Source organism: Marinobacter sp. (assembly GCF_041690615.1).
In the GTDB taxonomy this organism is placed as follows: Bacteria; Pseudomonadota; Gammaproteobacteria; order Pseudomonadales; family Oleiphilaceae; genus Marinobacter.
This window is the reverse complement of the sequence record NZ_JAWLGY010000009.1, coordinates 72,306-90,100: the sequence shown is the minus strand read 5'-3', so window position 1 is coordinate 90,100 and position 17,795 is coordinate 72,306. Positions and strand designations below refer to the sequence as shown.

At 60.2% G+C, this 17,795-nt stretch carries 13 protein-coding genes; all 13 read left to right on the top strand.

Going from position 1 to position 17,795, the window contains the following annotated elements:
- The first annotated feature begins 23 nt into the window (after positions 1-23).
- The 13 genes from ACESMZ_RS08460 to ACESMZ_RS08400 all read left to right on the top strand — a co-directional run bounded on the left by ACESMZ_RS08460 (position 24) and on the right by ACESMZ_RS08400 (position 17,789).
- A complete protein-coding gene (locus ACESMZ_RS08460) occupies positions 24-1,175 on the top strand; it encodes a ribonuclease D (RefSeq protein WP_372956798.1) in 1,152 nt (383 codons plus the stop codon).
- On the top strand, positions 1,168-1,461 hold the full coding sequence (locus ACESMZ_RS08455) for a YcgL domain-containing protein (RefSeq protein WP_372956799.1): 294 nt from the start codon (positions 1,168-1,170) through the stop codon (positions 1,459-1,461). Before ACESMZ_RS08460 ends, ACESMZ_RS08455 begins: the two co-directional genes overlap by 8 nt.
- The gene (locus ACESMZ_RS08450) at positions 1,458-1,904 is read left to right on the top strand and encodes a YcgN family cysteine cluster protein (RefSeq protein ID WP_372956874.1); all 447 of its coding nucleotides are present in this window, start codon (positions 1,458-1,460) and stop codon (positions 1,902-1,904) included. The genes ACESMZ_RS08455 and ACESMZ_RS08450 overlap by 4 nt, the downstream gene beginning before the upstream one ends.
- A 17-nt stretch (positions 1,905-1,921) precedes the next feature.
- Positions 1,922-2,290, top strand: coding sequence for a hypothetical protein (locus ACESMZ_RS08445; protein ID WP_372956800.1), 369 nt, complete (start codon positions 1,922-1,924; stop codon positions 2,288-2,290).
- 116 nt (positions 2,291-2,406) lie between these two features.
- Positions 2,407-4,548, top strand: a complete 2,142-nt coding sequence (locus ACESMZ_RS08440; protein ID WP_372956801.1) for a VWA domain-containing protein — start codon at positions 2,407-2,409, stop codon at positions 4,546-4,548.
- 168 nt (positions 4,549-4,716) lie between these two features.
- Positions 4,717-5,559: an AAA family ATPase gene (locus ACESMZ_RS08435; RefSeq protein WP_372956802.1), complete on the top strand. Its 843-nt coding sequence runs from the start codon at positions 4,717-4,719 to the stop codon at positions 5,557-5,559.
- 65 nt (positions 5,560-5,624) lie between these two features.
- On the top strand, positions 5,625-6,803 hold the full coding sequence (locus ACESMZ_RS08430) for a vWA domain-containing protein (RefSeq protein WP_372956803.1): 1,179 nt from the start codon (positions 5,625-5,627) through the stop codon (positions 6,801-6,803).
- Between the two features lie 268 nt (positions 6,804-7,071).
- The gene (locus ACESMZ_RS08425) at positions 7,072-7,371 is read left to right on the top strand and encodes a hypothetical protein (RefSeq protein ID WP_372956804.1); all 300 of its coding nucleotides are present in this window, start codon (positions 7,072-7,074) and stop codon (positions 7,369-7,371) included.
- A gap of 548 nt (positions 7,372-7,919) precedes the next feature.
- Positions 7,920-9,602 carry an AMP-binding protein gene (locus ACESMZ_RS08420; RefSeq protein ID WP_372956805.1) on the top strand — a complete coding sequence of 561 codons (1,683 nt, stop codon included), beginning with the start codon at positions 7,920-7,922 and terminating at the stop codon, positions 9,600-9,602.
- 100 nt (positions 9,603-9,702) lie between these two features.
- Positions 9,703-13,668: an ATP-dependent RNA helicase HrpA gene (gene hrpA / locus ACESMZ_RS08415; RefSeq protein WP_372956806.1), complete on the top strand. Its 3,966-nt coding sequence runs from the start codon at positions 9,703-9,705 to the stop codon at positions 13,666-13,668.
- Between the two features lie 190 nt (positions 13,669-13,858).
- Complete coding sequence (locus tag ACESMZ_RS08410; protein ID WP_372956875.1) at positions 13,859-14,977, top strand: beta-ketoacyl-ACP synthase III; 1,119 nt, start codon at positions 13,859-13,861, stop codon at positions 14,975-14,977.
- Between the two features lie 56 nt (positions 14,978-15,033).
- Positions 15,034-15,831, top strand: a complete 798-nt coding sequence (locus tag ACESMZ_RS08405; RefSeq protein ID WP_372956807.1) for a VacJ family lipoprotein — start codon at positions 15,034-15,036, stop codon at positions 15,829-15,831.
- 155 nt (positions 15,832-15,986) lie between these two features.
- Positions 15,987-17,789: an ExeA family protein gene (locus ACESMZ_RS08400; protein WP_372972479.1), complete on the top strand. Its 1,803-nt coding sequence runs from the start codon at positions 15,987-15,989 to the stop codon at positions 17,787-17,789.
- Positions 17,790-17,795 lie beyond the last annotated feature (6 nt).

Genomic DNA, 17,795 nt, shown 5'->3' with positions numbered 1-17,795 from the left:
CCAACCGCTTACCAGGAGATTTCATGAACCAGGCTTTACCCCCGGTGCCGCCGGTACAGACACCCCAGTGGCTGGAGACGGTTGCCGACCTGGACGCCTGGCTGGAAGCCCATCAACGGTATCCGCTCGCCCTGGATACCGAATTCGAGCGAGTCTCCACCTTTTACCCAATACCCGGACTGGTCCAGCTCGGTGCCGGGGATTCCCTGCGACTGGCGGAACCATCGGTGGTGGAGCAGTCCACCCGCTTCCGGGAGCTACTGGCTGACCCGGAGCGGCCCAAGCTGCTCTATGCAATGGGGGAGGACCTGGAGCTATTCAGGCACTGGCTGTCGCTGGAACCCCGGGGTCTGCTGGATCTGCAGTTGGGGGCGGCCCTGGCCGGGGCAGGGTTCTCCGTAGGCTACGCACGGCTGGTGGAGAATCTGTTCGGCGAAACCCTCGACAAGTCCGCCACCCGCTCTGACTGGATCGCCCGACCGCTCAGCGAGGCCCAGCTACGGTATGCCCTGGACGATGTCCGTTTTCTGCTGCCCCTGCACCAGTGGGTAACGGCCCGGCTTGAAGCCAGGGAGATGCCTGGCGCCATGGCGGAAGAGTCCGACCGGTTCGCCGAGGACCTTCTGGCCCTTTCGGACCCGGGCAACTGGTACCTGAAGCTACGCGGCGGCTGGCATCTGACGCCGGCAAAGCAGGGCGTACTCAAGGCACTGGTGGCCTGGCGGGAGGAGGAATGCCGGCGCCGGGATCGCCCCCGTAACCGGGTCTTGTCCGATGCGGCCCTGATCAACCTGGCGGATCGTCTGCCGGAGAGCACTGGCGCCATGTCGGCGGTGGAGGAGGTTCCCCCGGTTGTGATTCGCCGTTACGGAGAGCTGCTTCTGGGCATCATTCGCGAGGCACAGGCCGCGGGCGAGGTGCCTGATCCGCTGATTGACCGGCCCCTGACCCGTCCGCAGCAGGATCAGTATCGCAAAGTAAAGAAACTGATGGCCCGCGCCGCTGAGCAGGCGGACGTGCCGGTGGAATTGCTGGCACCCCGGAAACGGCTGGAAGCCCTGCTGCGGCAGGGCGAACCCGGTGCCCTGGAATTGTTTGTGTCTGGCTGGCGCCACCAGGTTCTGGCGCCGGTACTGGATGAAATCAGGTTACTACTGGAAACCAGGCATGACTGAAAAGATGTTTGTATCCGTATTTCGCAGCACCAGGCGGGACGAAACCTATCTCTACGTACGCCGTGGCAAGGACTGGAACGAATTGCCCGAGTCACTGCGGGAGATCTTCGGCAAACCGGCCCCGGCGCTGGATCTGGTGCTGACACCTGATCGCCGGCTGGCCCGTACCACGGGCAAGGAAGTGCTGGAGGCCATCGCAGAGAAAGATTACTATCTCCAGCTTCCTGAAAAAGCCGACAGTTACATCGTGGCGTTCAAGGAAAAGCTCAGGGATTTTGGTGCCTGATGGCTGATATTCCATTCTGGCAGCGCAAGCGCCTTGGGGAAATGTCCAGGTCAGAGTGGGAATCCCTCTGCGATGGCTGCGGTAAGTGCTGTCTGACCAAGCTGGAAGACGCAGACACGGGCGAGGTGTACTACACCGACCTGGCCTGTCGGCAAATGGACACGGCCAGCTGCCGTTGCAAGGATTACGAGCATCGCCAGCAGATCGTGCCGGAGTGCACGGTGCTGACCCCGGAGAATATCGGGGAATTCCACTGGCTGCCCATGACCTGTGCCTACCGCACCCTGGCTGAGGGGCGGCCATTGGCGGACTGGCACCCGTTGCGTTCCGGATCGCCGGATACCGTTCATGAAGCGGGCGTTTCTGTGGCCCAACGCACAACACCGGCGGACCTGGTGCCGGAAGAAAACTGGCAGGAACACATTATTCACTGGGTATTGTGAAGGAACCTTTGAGACCTATGACTGATGCACTGGCCATTGCCACCGTGGACGCTGACTCCCAGACCGCCTATGCCCTGTTCTGGGGCATCTATGTGGTGGGCTTTATTCTGTTTTACTGGGCCATGTCGCGGGTTTTCCGCTGGCTTCCGCTTTATGGTCTGCGCACGCTGCTCAAGGCAGCGCTGATTGTACTGATCGCCACACCGGTACAGTCCTCGGTTGTGGACGGCTGGTGGGTGCCGGCCTGGCTGTTTGGCGGCTATGAAACCTTTCTCGGGGAGCCGGCCGAAGCGGCGAGGGCGTTTTTCAATATCGGTGTGGCGGCACTGATCATGGCGCTGGTCTGGATACTCGACCTTGTGCGATACCGCTTCATGGCGCGTTGATCAGCGATTTTTCCGCGACCGGGCACGGACGGTCCGCTGCCCTGAAGCGACGGATATCAGGCCTTGGTCGGCGTCATAACATCGGGAAGCCCGGATGATAACAAGAGGACCCGTTCATGCTGTTGCGAAAGCTGCTTTTCACGCTGGCCCTGTTGGCCACGTTGATGCTTTCTCCCGTCCAGGCCCAGCAGGGGCAGGGTGACCCCGCGCGGGATATCCGGGTTGTGGTGGATATCTCCGGTAGCATGAAACTCAACGACCCGGACAACCTGCGTCGCCCAGCCGTGCGCCTGCTGGCGGGGCTGTTGCCAGACGATACCGGTGTCGGGCTGTGGACCTTCGGACGCGAGGTCAACATGCTGGTATCCCATGGGCCCCTTGATGATGACCAGCGCCAGGCGCTGAACGAGGGCTCGGAGCAGATCAATTCCATCGCCCAGCGCACCAACATCGGTGGCGCCATCGAGAACGCCGGTGATGAGTGGTACGCCCCTGGACGTTCACTGGCGAACACCCATCTCATCCTGCTCAGTGACGGCAAGGTCGATATTGACCCGAGTGCGGCCCGGAATGACCGCGAGCGTGAACGAATCCTTCAGGAACTGGTGCCCGAACTGGCATCCCGGGGCCTGACAATTCATACCATAGCCCTGTCCGCCGAAGCCGACCTCGACCTGCTGGGCGCCATCGCCGATCTTACCGGTGGTGTGGCCCACGTGGCGGAATCCGCTGATGAGCTCAGCCGTATCTTCGCGGACACCCTTGGCCAGGCGGCGCCCGCCAACGAGATTCCCCTGGACAATAACCGCTTCACCGTGGATCAGGGGGTGGAGGAGTTTACTGCCCTGATTTTCAGCAACACAGCCCCCGGCGACCGCCAGCTGACCCTGCTGGCCCCGGACGGCGCCCGTAGCGAGCCCGACAGCACCGGCGATGGTGTGCGGTGGGCCCGTGAGGCCGGCTATGACCTGATCACCGTGGGTCAGCCGGCAGCCGGTAAATGGCAGCTGGAAGGCACGCTGGGCGAGGGTAGCCGGGTAACGGTTGTCAGTGACCTTCGTCTGGAGGTGAATCCCATCCCTGCCCGGTTTTCAGCGACGGACACGGTCGAGCTGGAGGCCTTTTTCAGCGAGGAGGGCGAGCGCATCACCGATGCCGACTTCCTCCGGGTGATTGACGTCCACCTGACCATGACCACCGGCGATGGTCGCCAGGGTACTCGAACCCTCAGCGAGGAACAGCCGCCGGCCGACGGTATCTACCGGGACACCATTTCCAGGTTGCAGCAGCCCGGCCAGTACCAGCTTGAACTGGAAGCCGACGGCGGTACTTTCTCCCGCAAGTTTCGCCAGACTTTGGTGCTGGTGCCCTCTGAGGAAGACGGGCAAGGGCCCGCCCTCGATATACCGGTGGAAACCGTGCCGGAACCGGCACCCGCTGAGGAACCGGCGCCTGCCGCAGACGGTCCTGTGGATCTGAGCCTGGTGGAAGTGACACCCCCGGAGCCGGAAGAGGACGCCGTTGAGCCTCAGCCGCAGCCGGAATCATCGGATGATGACCGCTCCCTGAAAAGCTCCTGGCCCTGGATAGCCGCCGGCGCCGGCCTGCTGTTATTGCTGCTGGCCATTATCCTGCTGGTGCTGCGCCGTAAACGCCATGCCTCTGCGGCAGCGGTCGCTGACGTTGACAGTGACCAGACAAGCGGAGCAGAAAGTGAAAAGACTGAACCGGAGAACGCCGCTGGCGTAGAACCCATGGTAGCCCCGGAAGAGTCCGGCCAGGCAGGCATTTCACCGGACGCGGAAGCGTCTGCCGGCGCGCTACCGGATGAAGAGCCACAACCGGACACGCTCGCCGAACCGGATGAGAACGATACGCCCGCTGCCCCGGCAGCTTCCGGGGAGGAGCCGCCGGCAGCCGAAGAGCCGGAGCCGGCTGAAGATTTGCAGGTGTCTGACCTGGATCAGGACGCAGTACTCCCTGAGGAAGACGGCACCGACGAAGTTCCGGAGATCACCGACACCCCGCAAACAGCGGCGGAGCCGGAAACCGATTCTGCCGGGGAGGCCAGCCGGGAGGACGACCCGGGGCTGGATGATTTTGATGACTCACTGCTCGAGGAAGAAGACGGCGACGAATTTGGTCTGGAGGATTTCGATCTCTCTGATATCGATGATCTCCCTGACCTGGACGCCGAGGAGGATGAAAATACCAGGCGGCAGAAGCCCTCCGAAGACGAGGGCAGGAAGGATGGCTGATTTCCTTCACGTCTGACCGTCTCCCGCTTCGCTTATCAGCGACGGGTAAAAAACCTATACTCGTCCTCCACTACCATTGGTGGGTGATGCGTGTTTCCGGAGCAGGCCTCCGGACCATCGCCGGCCTCTACTTTTAACGGTCAATTGAGAACGACAGGATTTACTACGATGAAATTTACCGGTACCGATAAATATGTAGCCACCGAAGACTTGCAAATGGCGGTCAACGCCGCCGTCGCCCTGCAGCGCCCGCTGCTGATCAAGGGCGAGCCAGGTACCGGTAAGACGCTGCTTGCTGAAGAGATGGCTTCAGGCCTCGGGCTGCGACTGATCCCCTGGCACATCAAATCCACCACCAAGGCCCAGCAGGGCCTGTATGAGTATGATGCCGTGTCCCGCCTGCGGGACTCCCAGCTCGGCGATGAAAAGGTCAAGGATATCCGCAACTACATCGTCAAGGGCAAGCTGTGGGAAGCCTTCGAGGCCGACGAGCAGGTCGTTCTGTTGATTGACGAGATCGACAAGGCGGATATCGAGTTCCCCAACGACCTGCTGCTGGAGCTCGATCGCATGGAGTTCTTTGTCTACGAGACCCAGGAGTTCGTCAAGGCGAAGAAGCGTCCCATCGTGGTGATCACCAGCAACAACGAGAAAGAGCTGCCCGATGCCTTCCTGCGTCGCTGCTTCTTCCATTACATCGCCTTCCCGGACCACGACACCATGAAGACCATCGTCGACGTGCACTTCCCCGGCATCCAGCAGGAAGTGGTACGGGATGCGCTGGAAGTGTTCTTTGATGTGCGCAAGGTCCCGGGCCTGAAGAAAAAGCCGTCCACCTCTGAACTGATTGATTGGCTCAAGCTGCTGATGGCGGATGACCTGTCCCGCAAGATGCTTCAGGAAAGCGACTCCAGCAGTGCACTGCCGCCACTTTATGGCGCCCTGGTCAAGAACGAACAGGACGTGCATCTGCTGCAGAAGCTGGCATTCATGGCTCGTCGCAAGAAGTGAGGTTCCCCGCGGCAGCCTGCTGCCCGGTGGATAAATGACCTAACGGCCTCTTTTGGGAGGACGCCATGCTGATAGATTTTTTCATGGAAGTTCGCGCAGCCAAGGTTCCGGCAAGCCTGCGTGAATTTCTCGACCTGCTGGAGGCGATGCAAAAGCGGCTCGCCTTCGGCGATATGGAGGAGTTCTATTACCTGGCACGGTTGTGTCTGGTGAAGGACGAGCGCCATTTTGACAAGTTCGACCGGGCCTTCGAGGCCTATTTCAAGGGCATTGAGAACCTTGACGAGCTTATGGAGGCGCTGATTCCCGACGACTGGCTGCGGGCGGAGTTCGAGAAGCAGTTGTCTGACGAGGAAAAGGCAAAGATCGAATCCCTCGGCGGCCTGGAAGAGCTGATCGATACCTTCAAAAAGCGCATGGAAGAGCAGAAGGAGCGGCATCAGGGCGGCAACAAATGGATCGGTACCGGTGGTACCTCACCCTTTGGTGCCAACGGTTATAACCCTGAAGGCTTCCGTATCGGCCAGAAGGAAGGTCGCCATGGTCGTGCCGTGAAAGTCTGGGAGAAGCGGGAGTTCCGTGACCTGGACGACTCCATCACCCTGGGCATACGTAACATCAAGGTGGCTCTGCGCCGGCTGCGCAAGTTCGCCCGCCAGGGTGCGGCGGACCAGCTGGACCTGGATGACACCATTCGTTCCACCGCCCGTAACGCGGGTTACCTGGACCTGAAAATGGTGCCGGAACGCCACAACGCGGTGAAGGTATTGCTGTTCTTTGATGTGGGTGGCTCCATGGACCCCCATGTTCGGGTCTGCGAGGAACTCTTCTCCGCTGCGAGGATGGAGTTCAAGCATATGGAGTATTTCTACTTCCATAACTTCATCTACGAGGCGGTGTGGACAAAGAATGTGCGTCGCCTGCACGAGACCACACCGGTCTGGGACATCCTTCACAAGTACAGTCCGGACTACAAGGTGATCTTTATCGGGGACGCCACCATGGCACCCTACGAAATCACCCATCCCGGTGGCTCCATCGAGCATTGGAACGAAGAAGCCGGTGCCACCTGGTTTCAGCGGGTCAACGACCATTTCCGCAAAGTGGTCTGGCTCAATCCGTTGCCGGAAAGCTACTGGGGCAGGGGGGGCTCACTGGGCATCACCCGGCAACTGGTGGGGGATCACATGTATCCGCTGACTATTGAAGGGCTCGAATCGGCCATGCGTCATCTCAGCAAATAGTGAAGGCGGTTTGAACCCGCTCGCAGACCGGCGGTGAGCCGGTCACCCCAGATACAGCCCGGGCCGGTTCCCGGGCTGTTTTGTATCTGGTAAAAAATAAGACATTTTCAGTTAATGTCTCGTTATGCTTGAATCCTTCCCGGAGTGCCGGGCTTCTGGCTGTTGAGGGTTGCCCGGGCTTTTCCATGGTTGTGCTCCGGTTTGCGAGACGGAACCTTGCGCGGTATTCCGGGGCCCCACTTCAAATCTGTCAGGAAGGAACCTGTTTATGAACAAGAAACTGTTGCTTGCCAGTGTCGCGTTTGCCGGAATGGGTCTGAGTGCTCTGGCCCAGGCCGGCCCGGTGTGTGAAGCCCAGAAGGCTGCTGCCCCGGACCTGGTGGAAGCCCGTGACACCGACACCGCCATTGAAGAGGTCTATTCCGCCATCGACGAGAACGCCAGCAGCGAAGCGTCTGCCAATGTGCTCAAAGACTCGGTAGCGCAGATCTACGCCGACAAGTCCCTGGACGTTGATGCTGCCACCCGGCTGATCGGTGATAACTGCGAAGCGAAGCTGGACGCCTGATACGGCTTCAGCGTGCCGGGTCCCGTTGTACCGGCACCCTGAACAACCTTTCCGTCGTTGCTTTCCATGAGCCGGGGCCGAAAAAAAGCCGATACACGGTTGAGGGTGTATCGGCCAAGCTCGGCATTAGACGCAGGCGCCTCCAGTAAGCGCCTGCGTCACCTCTCCCCTAGCAGAATTGCTGCCATTCCTGAATAAATCACACCTGATCAGTCAACTACCGGAATCCTGGCATCGGGAATGACCAGGCTTTCGCCAGATCTGTAAAAAACGCTGACGGATTAACGCGAAAACCATCACATAGATTGTCAGCAAACGTGCACGGACTGGGCAGGATCTACCTGAAACAGCACAAAACTGGTATTCTCGCCTTTCTTTTAAGGCTGATACTTGTGTCTGCTTGTTTTTTCGGCGGAACCGGTTCCGCAGGAACGGACTGGCTGGATGGTATCCCGACATGCTGCAGCAGTCCTGGGCTGGTCACGGCAGGGAATCCGGGCGGCAAGGCTGCGACATTATAATCATAAGTAACTACAGGAGATGGTGCGATGGACTTTGAACAGTTCTATCAGGACAAGTATCCACCCGGAGTGCCCCGCGAGGTTGATCTCGGTAAATACCAGAGCATGGTTGATGTCTTCAACCAGTCGGTAAAGAAGTACGCCGACAAGCCGGCGTTCAGCGCCGTGGGCGTGACCATGAGCTATGGCGAGCTGGACGCCCAGGCCCGTAACTTTGCCGCCTGGCTGCAGAACAAGACCAACCTGAAGCCCGGTGACCGCATTGCCGTGCAGATGCCCAACATCACCCAGTACCCGGTGGTTGTCTACGGTGCCATGCGCGCCGGTCTCGTGGTGGTCAACACCAACCCGCTGTACACCACACGGGAGATGGAACACCAGTTCAATGACTCCGGCGCCAAGGCGCTGGTGGTGCTGGCCAATATGGCATCCAATGCCGAGAAAGTGCTGCCTCACACCGGCATTGAACATGTGATCGTGACCGAACTGGCCGACATGCATTCGCCGCTCAAGCGCACCCTGATGAACGCTGCCGTCAAGCATCTGAAAAAGATGGTGCCTGCCTATAACCTGCCCCAGGCTCACAAGTTGCCTGCGGTACTGGCTGCCGGTGCCAAGGAAAAGCTGGACGAAGCCAGCCCCACACAGGACGACCTGGCGGTGCTTCAGTACACCGGCGGTACCACTGGTGTCGCCAAGGGCGCCATGCTGACCCATGGCAACCTGGTGGCCAACCTGCTTCAGACCCGTCCGTTGCTGGAAGACAAGATTGAAGAAGGCAAGGAGGTCATGATTGCACCTCTGCCCCTGTACCACATTTATTCCTTCACCCTGAACTGCGGCATCATGCTGGAAGCGGGCGCCCATAACGTGCTTATCCCGAACCCCCGTGATATTCCGGCGTTTGTGAAGGAAATGAAGAACTACAAGTTCACCTCCTTCGTGGGACTGAACACCCTTTTCAATGGTCTTATGGCCAATGAGGAGTTCCGGAACCTGGATTTCAGCCAGATGAAGATGACCTCTTCCGGCGGCATGGCCCTGACCAGCGCCACCGCCAAGCGCTGGCAGGAAGTGACCGGTGTCGAGATCGCCGAGGGTTATGGCATGACCGAAACCTCACCGGTAGTGACTTTCAACCCGCCCAGCGCCATCCAGCTTGGCACCATTGGCCTGCCCATCTGTAACACCGTGTGCAAGACCGTGGACGAAGAAGGTAATGACCTGTCGCTGGGTGAGCCGGGTGAACTGTGCGTCAAGGGCCCGCAGGTGATGCGGGGCTACTGGCAGCGCCCGGAAGAAACCGAGAAGTCTTTCACTGCGGATGGTTTCCTGCGCACCGGCGATGTGGCAGTGATCCAGGAAGATGGCTATATCCGCATTGTGGACCGCAAGAAGGACATGATCATCGTCTCCGGCTTCAACGTGTATCCCAACGAAGTGGAAGACGTGGTCAGCAGCCATCCGAAAGTGCTCGAATGTGCCGCCGTGGGGATTCCTGACGAGAAGAGTGGTGAGGCCGTCAAGGTGTTCCTGGTGCCGTCAGACCCGAGCCTGAAGGAAGACGAACTGCGCGAATTCTGTCGTGAACGACTGACCGCTTACAAGGTTCCGAAGTCATTTGAGTTCCGGGAGGAACTGCCGAAAACTAACGTTGGCAAGATTCTGCGTCGTGAACTGCGTGACGAAGAGGTCGCCAAAAACTCGTAACCTTCGGTCTGACTGATGAAGAACCCCGCCGCGGCGGGGTTTTTCGTTTGTGGCCAGGGTTCCGTTACAATAGCGCCCTCATTTACCAACCGGGCTATCCATGAGCAACACCCCCTCCGGCAAGATGTCTTCAGTTACGTCAGATAAAAAGCCTGCAGTGGAGCGCTCCCTGTTGCCTGTTGATAAGGTAAGGCAGCGGCTGGGTGACTGTAACCAGCGGGAAACGGCCCGTATTCTGAGGCTGCTGGCCAAAACCCGGAACAAGCCCGACCAGCCCCAGCTGGCCCGGATAAACCGGTGGCTGGAGGATGGGCTGGACAGGGTAGAGGCCCGCCGTCGTGCCCACCGGCCCGCCAGTTATCCGGCCGGACTGCCGGTGTCGGACCGGGTAGAGGACATCACCCGGGCGCTGGAGGAACACCAGGTCATCATCGTGGCGGGTGAAACCGGTTCGGGCAAGACGACCCAGCTACCCAAGATCTGCCTGAACGCAGGGCGCGGTACCCGGGGCCTGGTGGGGCATACCCAGCCACGTCGCATCGCTGCCCGCACCGTGGCCGGCCGTATTGCCGAAGAGCTGGGGCCGGAGCAGGGCCGGCAGGTGGGTTACCAGGTCCGTTTTACAGACACCAGCAACGAGGACACCCGCCTCAAGGTGATGACCGACGGTATCCTGCTGGCGGAAATCCAGCATGATCGCTTCCTGGATGCCTACGACACCATCATTATTGACGAGGCCCACGAACGCAGCCTCAACATCGACTTCCTGCTGGGCTACCTGAAGGAGCTCCTGCCCAAACGGCCTGACCTGAAGGTGATCATTACCTCCGCCACCATCGAGGTCGGGCGATTCTCCGACTATTTCCACAAGGCCCCGGTGATCGAGGTTTCAGGTCGCACCTACCCGGTAGAGGTGCGCTACCGCCCCCTGGCCGGAGATACTGACGAGCGGGACCTGGGCTGGGGTGATGCGGTGGTGTCGGCGCTGGAGGAAATTGAAGATCACGAGCGGGCCGAGAAAAAGCCTCCGGGGGACATCCTGGTATTCCTCCCAGGGGAGGGTGAAATTCGTGCCCTCAGCAAGCAGCTTCGCCATGCCGAGCTGCGTCATACCGAGGTTCTGCCGCTGTACTCAAGGCTGAGCACAAAGGAACAGAATCGGGTATTCCAGTCTCACCCGGGGCGGCGAATCGTGCTGGCCACCAACGTGGCAGAGACCTCCCTGACCGTGCCGGGAATCCGCTATGTGATCGATACCGGTGTGGCACGGATCAGCCGTTACTCCGTGCGATCGAAAATCCAGCGTTTGCCGGTGGAGGCCATCTCCCAGGCCAGTGCCAACCAGCGGGCAGGGCGTTGCGGACGGGTGGCACCGGGCATCTGTTTCCGGCTGTACGACGAACAGGATTTCGTCAACCGAGATGAGTTTACCGATCCGGAGATTCTCCGTACCAACCTGGCATCGGTCATCCTGCAGATGGTGACCCTCGGACTGGGGGATATTCGACACTTTCCGTTCCTGGAAGCGCCGGACAATCGCCAGATCAACGATGGTTATAAATTGCTGGAAGAGCTTGGTGCCGTCTCCGGTAATCGCCGTATCACGGGGCTCGGGCGTACCATGGCGCGGTTGCCGCTTGATCCGCGACTGGCCCGGATGCTGGTGGCCGCCAGCGAGCTGGGGAGCCTGGCGGAGCTGCTGGTGATCATTGCCGGACTCAGCGTTCAGGATCCCAGGGAGCGCCCACAGGACAAGCAGCAGGCGGCCGACCAGGCCCATAGCCAGTGGAACGACAAGGAGTCGGATTTCGTTACCCTGCTCAATCTCTGGAATGACTTCGAGGAGCAGCGCCAGGAGTTGTCCGGAAACCAGCTCAGCAAGTACTGCAAGAGGCAGTTCCTGTCCTACATGCGGATGCGCGAGTGGCGGGACATTCACCGCCAGCTGACCCTGCTGTGCCGGGAGCAGAAGTTCACCATGAATCGCGACACCGCGGGCTACGATGCCATACACAAGGCGGTACTGGCCGGCCTGCTGGGGCAAGTGGCGACAAAGCTTGAGAAAAAGGAGTACCTGGCTACCCGTAATCGCAAAGTATTTATATTCCCTGGCTCAAAAGTGGCGAAGTCCGCACCCAAGTGGATAGTTGCGGCCGAGATCGTGGAAACCAGCCGGGTGTTCGCCCGCATGGTCGCGAAGATCGAGCCGGAGTGGGTTGAGCCCCTGGGAGAGCATGTGGTGAAACGCCACTACTCGGAGCCCCACTGGGAGCAGAAGCGGGCCCAGGTCATGGCGTTTGAACGTATCAGCCTGTACGGCCTGGATGTGGTCAGCCAGCGGCGAGTCCCCTACGCAAAGGTCGACCCGGCTGCCTGCCGGGAACTGTTCATCCGGCGTGCCCTGGTGGAAGGCGATTATCGTACAAAGGCCCCCTTCATCGCCCGTAACCGCGAGCTGCTGGATACCGTTGAAAACCTGGAGAACAAGACCCGCCGGCGTGACCTGCTGGTGGATGATGAGCAGTTGGTAGCCTTCTATAACGAGCTGCTTCCGGCTGAGATCGTCAGCGGGCGGCATTTCGAAAGCTGGTGGAAATCCCTGTCTGCCGAAGACCTGAAGGCCATGGAGCTGACGGAGAAGGACATTCTGCAGCGGGACCTGGACTACAGTGAACTGGAGCAATACCCGGACGAACTGGAGTGGGAAGGGGCGAAGTACCCCCTGAGCTACGCGTTCGAGCCCACCGCCGATGATGACGGGGTTACCATCCAGGTGCCGGTGATGGCTCTCAAACAGCTGCCCGAGCACCGGCTGGAGTGGCTGGTTCCCGGTCTGGTCAGGGAAAAGTGCATTGCGCTGGTCAAGGGGCTGCCGAAGGCGGTTCGCCGTAACTTTGTGCCGGTACCGGACTTCGTGGATGCGGCATTGCAGAGCATGGCGCCGTCGAACCAGCCGCTTACCGAGGTGCTTGCTGACCAGTTGCGACGTATGACGGGCGTGCGTATTGCACCGGAAGACTGGCCAACGGATGAGCTGCCCAGACATCTGCGAATGAACCTCAAGGTTCTGGGTGAGGGTGGCAAGGTGCTGGCACGGGGCCGGGATCCGGAGGCGCTTCAGAAGAAACTGGAGAAGCAGGCCGAAGAAGCTCTCAGTCGCGTGGATGAGGCGGAGGGCAAGGCAGGCCGGGTGCAGGCCTCAGACTGGCAGTTCGGCACTTTGGAGGAATCGGTGCATACGGACAGGGGGGGCATGCAGGTCACGGTCTATCCAGCCCTCGAAGATCTGGGGAGCGAAGTGCACGAGACCCGCTTCCTGGACCCGCTGACGGCGGCGGAAAACCATCGCCGGGCGGTGGCCCGACTACTGCTCAACCGGCTGGGTAACACCCTGGACCGGATCGACAGCCGTCTGGCCCATTTCCGCCAGTCGGCCCTGATGTTCGCGCCGGTGGGACAGGCACGGGTGCTGCTGGACGACTTTCTGCTGGCCAGTATAGCCAATCATTTCCTCGGTGGCCCGGCATCGGATTCAGGCGCGCTGCCCCGCTCGGGGGCCGACTTTGACCGGGTTTACAACGAGGGCCGTGGTGATTTTCTGCCCGCCCTGGAAAAGGCGGATGAACAGCTTTATCAGGTGATGGCGGGCTACCACCGTGTGATGAAGCAGCTCAAGGGCAAGATCAACCTCGCCCTGGCTAACAGCATGGCAGATCTCAAGTTCCAGATGGAGCATCTGGTGTACCCCGGCTTTCTGGTGGCGACGCCTCCGCAGTGGCTGGCGTGTTTTCCCCGGTATTTCGAGGCGGCGGACATCCGGCTGGAGAAAATGCCCCGCGAAATGGGGCGAGAGCGGGAATTCCTGCATATCATCGAGCCCTTGTGGAGTCGTTACCAGAACAAGCTTGAACAGCAGCGGCGGCAGGGCGTGTCCGATCCGGAACTGACCCTTTATCGGTGGATGCTGGAAGAGTTCCGTGTGTCCTGGTTTGCCCAGCAACTGGGTACCGCGACGCCGGTTTCGGTCAAGCGGCTGGAGCGACAATGGGCTGAGGTTCGCCAGTAGACAGGCTGTAGCCCGCTGGTGGCCTGCTTTTGCGGCCGATGGTCCTTCACCCTTCCGGGTAGGGACCGCACTCCGGAGTTTGTGATAACATCCCCGCTAATTATCGGACAGGGATGTTCCAAGCGCCGTCCGCAGCCTGCAGGGTAGCTGTCCACAACAATCTCCAGAACAGTCGGGGTCCTTCGTGAGCATCACCGCCATTATCACCGGTACCGGGTTGTATACACCGCCCGCCTCCATCAGCAACGAAGAGCTGGTTGCCTCCTTCAATCGTTATGTCGAGCTCTACAACGAGCGCAATGCCGATGCCATTGCCAGGGGTGAGCTCGAACCGCTGCAGCCTTCCGCCGTGGAGTTCATTGAAAAGGCCTCTGGCATCAAGAGCCGTCATGTTATGGACAAGGACGGCATCCTGGATCCGGAGCGGATGTGCCCGCGCCTGCCGGAGCGTAGCAATGATGAACCCTCCATCCAGTGTGACATGTCCGTTGCAGCTGCCCGTGAGGCACTGGCCCAGGCGGGTCGCACGCCGGAGGATGTGGATGCCGTGATCGTCGCCTGCTCCAACCTGCAGCGCGCCTATCCCGCCATTGCCATCGAGGTTCAGGAGGCCCTGGGTATCGACGGGTTCGCCTACGACATGAACGTGGCGTGCAGCTCGGCGACCTTTGGCATCCAGGCCGCCGCCAATGCGGTGGAAAATGGAACGGCCCGGGCCGTGTTGGTGATCAGCCCGGAAATCTGCTCTGGTCACCTGAACTTCCGGGACCGCGACAGCCACTTCATTTTTGGTGACGCCTGCACGGCAGTGCTGGTGGAGCGCAACGACCAGGTGGCACAGGGCCAGGGCTTCGAGATTCTGGGAACCCGCCTGAAAACCCGGTTTTCCAACAACATCCGCAACAACTTCGGATTCCTTAACCGGGGGGACGAAAGCGGTATCGGCAAGCCGGACAAGCTTTTTGTGCAGCAGGGCCGCAAGGTGTTCAAGGAGGTTTCCCCCATGGTGGCGGAACTTATCGTCAGCCACCTGGACAGCCTGTCCCTGAAAGCCGATGACCTGCGTCGCATGTGGCTGCACCAGGCCAATCTGAACATGAATCAGCTGATCTCAAAGCGGGTTCTGGGGCGCGACGCGACCACCGATGAAGCGCCGGTGATCCTTGACGAGTACGCCAACACCAGTTCTGCGGGTTCCATCATTGCGTATCACCAGAACAAGGATGACTTTAAAGCTGGCGAGCTGGGTGTGATCTGTTCCTTTGGTGCGGGCTATTCCATTGGCAGTGTGGTGGTGCGTAAGCGCTGACCCGATGGCCGGACAGGGACGAATTTCTGGACAACCACTGCCTATCAGGAATGACCATGTTTAGTGACATGCCCAAAGCGGTTTCAACGCTGATCCTGGCGGGGCTGGCGCTTGCCGGCTGTGCCTCTTCACCGGACCAGGCCGCCGATGAAACCGTCCAGTCCGACGAGTTGGTTTACACCGAGGCCGGACTAGCGGACACCCGCGATCCCTGGGAACCCTGGAATCGCCAGGTTTTCGCATTCAATCAGACGGTGGACGACTGGGTACTGCGGCCTGTAGCTGAGGGGTATCAGTTTGTGATGCCTTCTGCTGCGGATCGGGCCGTGACCAACTTTTTCAATAACCTCACGGAAGTCCGCAATTTCATCAACAGTGTTCTCCAGCTCAAGGGTGAACATGCCGTCGTGGCGGCGGGCCGGTTTACCTACAACACCGTATTTGGCCTCGGTGGACTGTTTGACGTGGCCACAGCCTTTGATCTGCCTGAGCGCCCGGAAGACTTCGGTCAGACGCTGGGTTACTGGGGCGTTGAGTCCGGTCCTTACCTGATGTTGCCGTTCCTGGGCCCATCCTCGCCCCGTGATTTCACGGGTACCGCTACCGACAGCCTGGCGTTTCCGTCGCTGTGGGACTACGCCGAGAGCCCGGACCGGTATTACGCCCTGGCCCTCAACATTGTTGATACACGGGCTGACCTGTTGTCAGCGGAAGGCTTTGTGTCCGGTGACAGCTATGTCTTTGTGCGTAATGCCTACCTGCAACGACGGGAATACCTGATCAATGACGGCAAGAACACGGCGGATCCCTTTACCAGCGGCGAGGACGATGACCTGATGCTGGAAGACTTCTGACGGGGTATTCCATTCGGGAAAGTGAACCCGTCGGCATGTCATGATGACAGTCCGCGACTGGCGACGGTATTATGGTCTCCTTCTCGACCATAACGCGGGCCTTCGACTGAAAAGGACGGGTCCGGTAACTCCGGCTGTCAGCTGACTGGATCTACATGTACTACGACTTCTTCGGATTTCGGGAGCCGCCGTTCTCTATCGCGCCGGACCCCCGATATCTGTATCTCAGCGAACGCCACAAGGAAGCCCTGGCTCACCTGATGTATGGGGTTCAGGGGCAGGGCGGCTTCGTTGTCATTACCGGCGAGGTGGGTACCGGCAAGACCACCATCAGCCGCTGTTTCATCGAGAACGTGCCGGAGCACGTGGACATTGCGCTGATCCTCAACCCCCGGCTTTCCGCCCGAGAGCTGCTGGCGTCGTTCTGTGATGAACTGGGAATCGCCTATCCGGATAACGCCACCATCAAGCAGCTGATCGACCGGATCAACCGGCATTTGCTGGAAGCCCATGCCCGTGGTCGCCATCAGGTGCTGATGATCGATGAAGCCCAGAACCTGTCGGCGGAAGTTCTGGAACAACTGCGGCTTTTGACCAACCTGGAAACCGCAGAAAAGAAATTGTTGCAGATAGTGTTGCTGGGGCAACCGGAACTCAAGGACATTCTTGACCGGCCGGAGCTGCGCCAGCTCAACCAGCGCGTAACAGCACGCTATCACCTGGATGCCCTGGAAAAGGACGAACTGCCAGCCTACCTGCATTACCGTCTTGGCGTGGCCGGGGTGAAGGTTGAGCTGTTCAGTCCGAGTACCATCAGCCTGCTGTATCGCAAAAGCCATGGCATACCCCGTCTGATTAACCTGATCAGCGATCGGGCGTTGCTGGGGGCCTACAGCGAGGGTGTTCAGCACATCGAGCCGCGGCACATCCGAGCTGCCGCCAGAGAGGTCGGCGGGTTGGCATCCGGGCCGACGCATGGGATGGTATCGCCTGTGTTACGGGGCGTTACCGCAGCGGCGGTGGTCGCTGCCCTGGCGGTAGCAGTCTGGGCGGTATTCGAGCAACAGGCAGGGGGTGGCGCCCCGGAGCAGGCAGTCGCTGCGCAGTCTGTTGCTGTTGAGTCCGGTCCGGAAGAACCCGCCTCCGACGAAGCTGTCGCCGCTGCGGAGGACGCGTCTGTCGAACAAGACAGACCCGAAGCGCCGGGGGAGCAGGTGGTGTCCGGCACGGTCGAACGTCAGGCGGAACAGGAGGCGGCGCCCGATGAGCCCGAACTGGCCGGCTTCAGCTTTGAGGAGCATAGCCTCACCACGGCTGAGGCCTATGAAGGCCTCTTCAGGCTGTGGGGCCATGACTGGGACAGGTCCGCCTATCCGTTCGCCTGTGACTATGCCGACGCCGCCGGCCTGCGCTGCATGCACCGCCAGGGCAGCCGGCGAAGCCTGGAAGACATCAACCGGCCTGCTGTGCTTACCCTCAGGGGACCGGGGGGTGAGCGTGGCCACGTCACCCTGGAAAAGCTGCAGGGCGATATTGCCACGGTCGCTACAACCGAAGGAACGCTGGATGTCTCGTTCAGTGACCTGGAAGACTACTGGTATGGGGATTTTTCCGTACTCTGGCAGTTGCCGCCCTACATGGCGTGGGATGGAGACCCGTCAGAACTGCCCCGCAAGAGCCGGGAGGGGGTCTGGCTCAGCGCCCGCATGATGCAGCTGATGGGGCTACACGCCTCCGACGATAACGAGATAGACCGGGTCAGTCGAATGATTCGTGAAGAGCAGATTCGCTGGTACCAGAAAGTGAAGGGGCTGAAACAGGACGGCATCGTGGGGGCGATGACCCTGATCCAGATGAGCAATGACCTTGATGCCGGTGTGCCCAGGCTGATTCCTGACCATGCCACCATGATTGCCCCGGTGGGGACCGGTCCGGCAGTCAGGGAAGGAGCAGGGTAGCGGTTA

Bases quoted from the DNA above. Each gene is read 5' to 3' on its own strand.
- ACESMZ_RS08400 (WP_372972479.1), top strand. From the start codon at position 15,987: ATGTACTACGACTTCTTCGGATTTCGGGAGCCGCCGTTCTCTATCGCG.
- ACESMZ_RS08460 (WP_372956798.1), top strand. From the start codon at position 24: ATGAACCAGGCTTTACCCCCGGTGCCGCCGGTACAGACACCCCAGTGG.
- ACESMZ_RS08420 (WP_372956805.1), top strand. From the start codon at position 7,920: ATGGACTTTGAACAGTTCTATCAGGACAAGTATCCACCCGGAGTGCCC.
- ACESMZ_RS08405 (WP_372956807.1), top strand. From the start codon at position 15,034: ATGTTTAGTGACATGCCCAAAGCGGTTTCAACGCTGATCCTGGCGGGG.
- ACESMZ_RS08435 (WP_372956802.1), top strand. From the start codon at position 4,717: ATGAAATTTACCGGTACCGATAAATATGTAGCCACCGAAGACTTGCAA.
- hrpA (WP_372956806.1), top strand. From the start codon at position 9,703: ATGAGCAACACCCCCTCCGGCAAGATGTCTTCAGTTACGTCAGATAAA.
- ACESMZ_RS08430 (WP_372956803.1), top strand. From the start codon at position 5,625: ATGCTGATAGATTTTTTCATGGAAGTTCGCGCAGCCAAGGTTCCGGCA.
- ACESMZ_RS08445 (WP_372956800.1), top strand. From the start codon at position 1,922: ATGACTGATGCACTGGCCATTGCCACCGTGGACGCTGACTCCCAGACC.
- ACESMZ_RS08440 (WP_372956801.1), top strand. From the start codon at position 2,407: ATGCTGTTGCGAAAGCTGCTTTTCACGCTGGCCCTGTTGGCCACGTTG.
- ACESMZ_RS08425 (WP_372956804.1), top strand. From the start codon at position 7,072: ATGAACAAGAAACTGTTGCTTGCCAGTGTCGCGTTTGCCGGAATGGGT.
- ACESMZ_RS08455 (WP_372956799.1), top strand. From the start codon at position 1,168: ATGACTGAAAAGATGTTTGTATCCGTATTTCGCAGCACCAGGCGGGAC.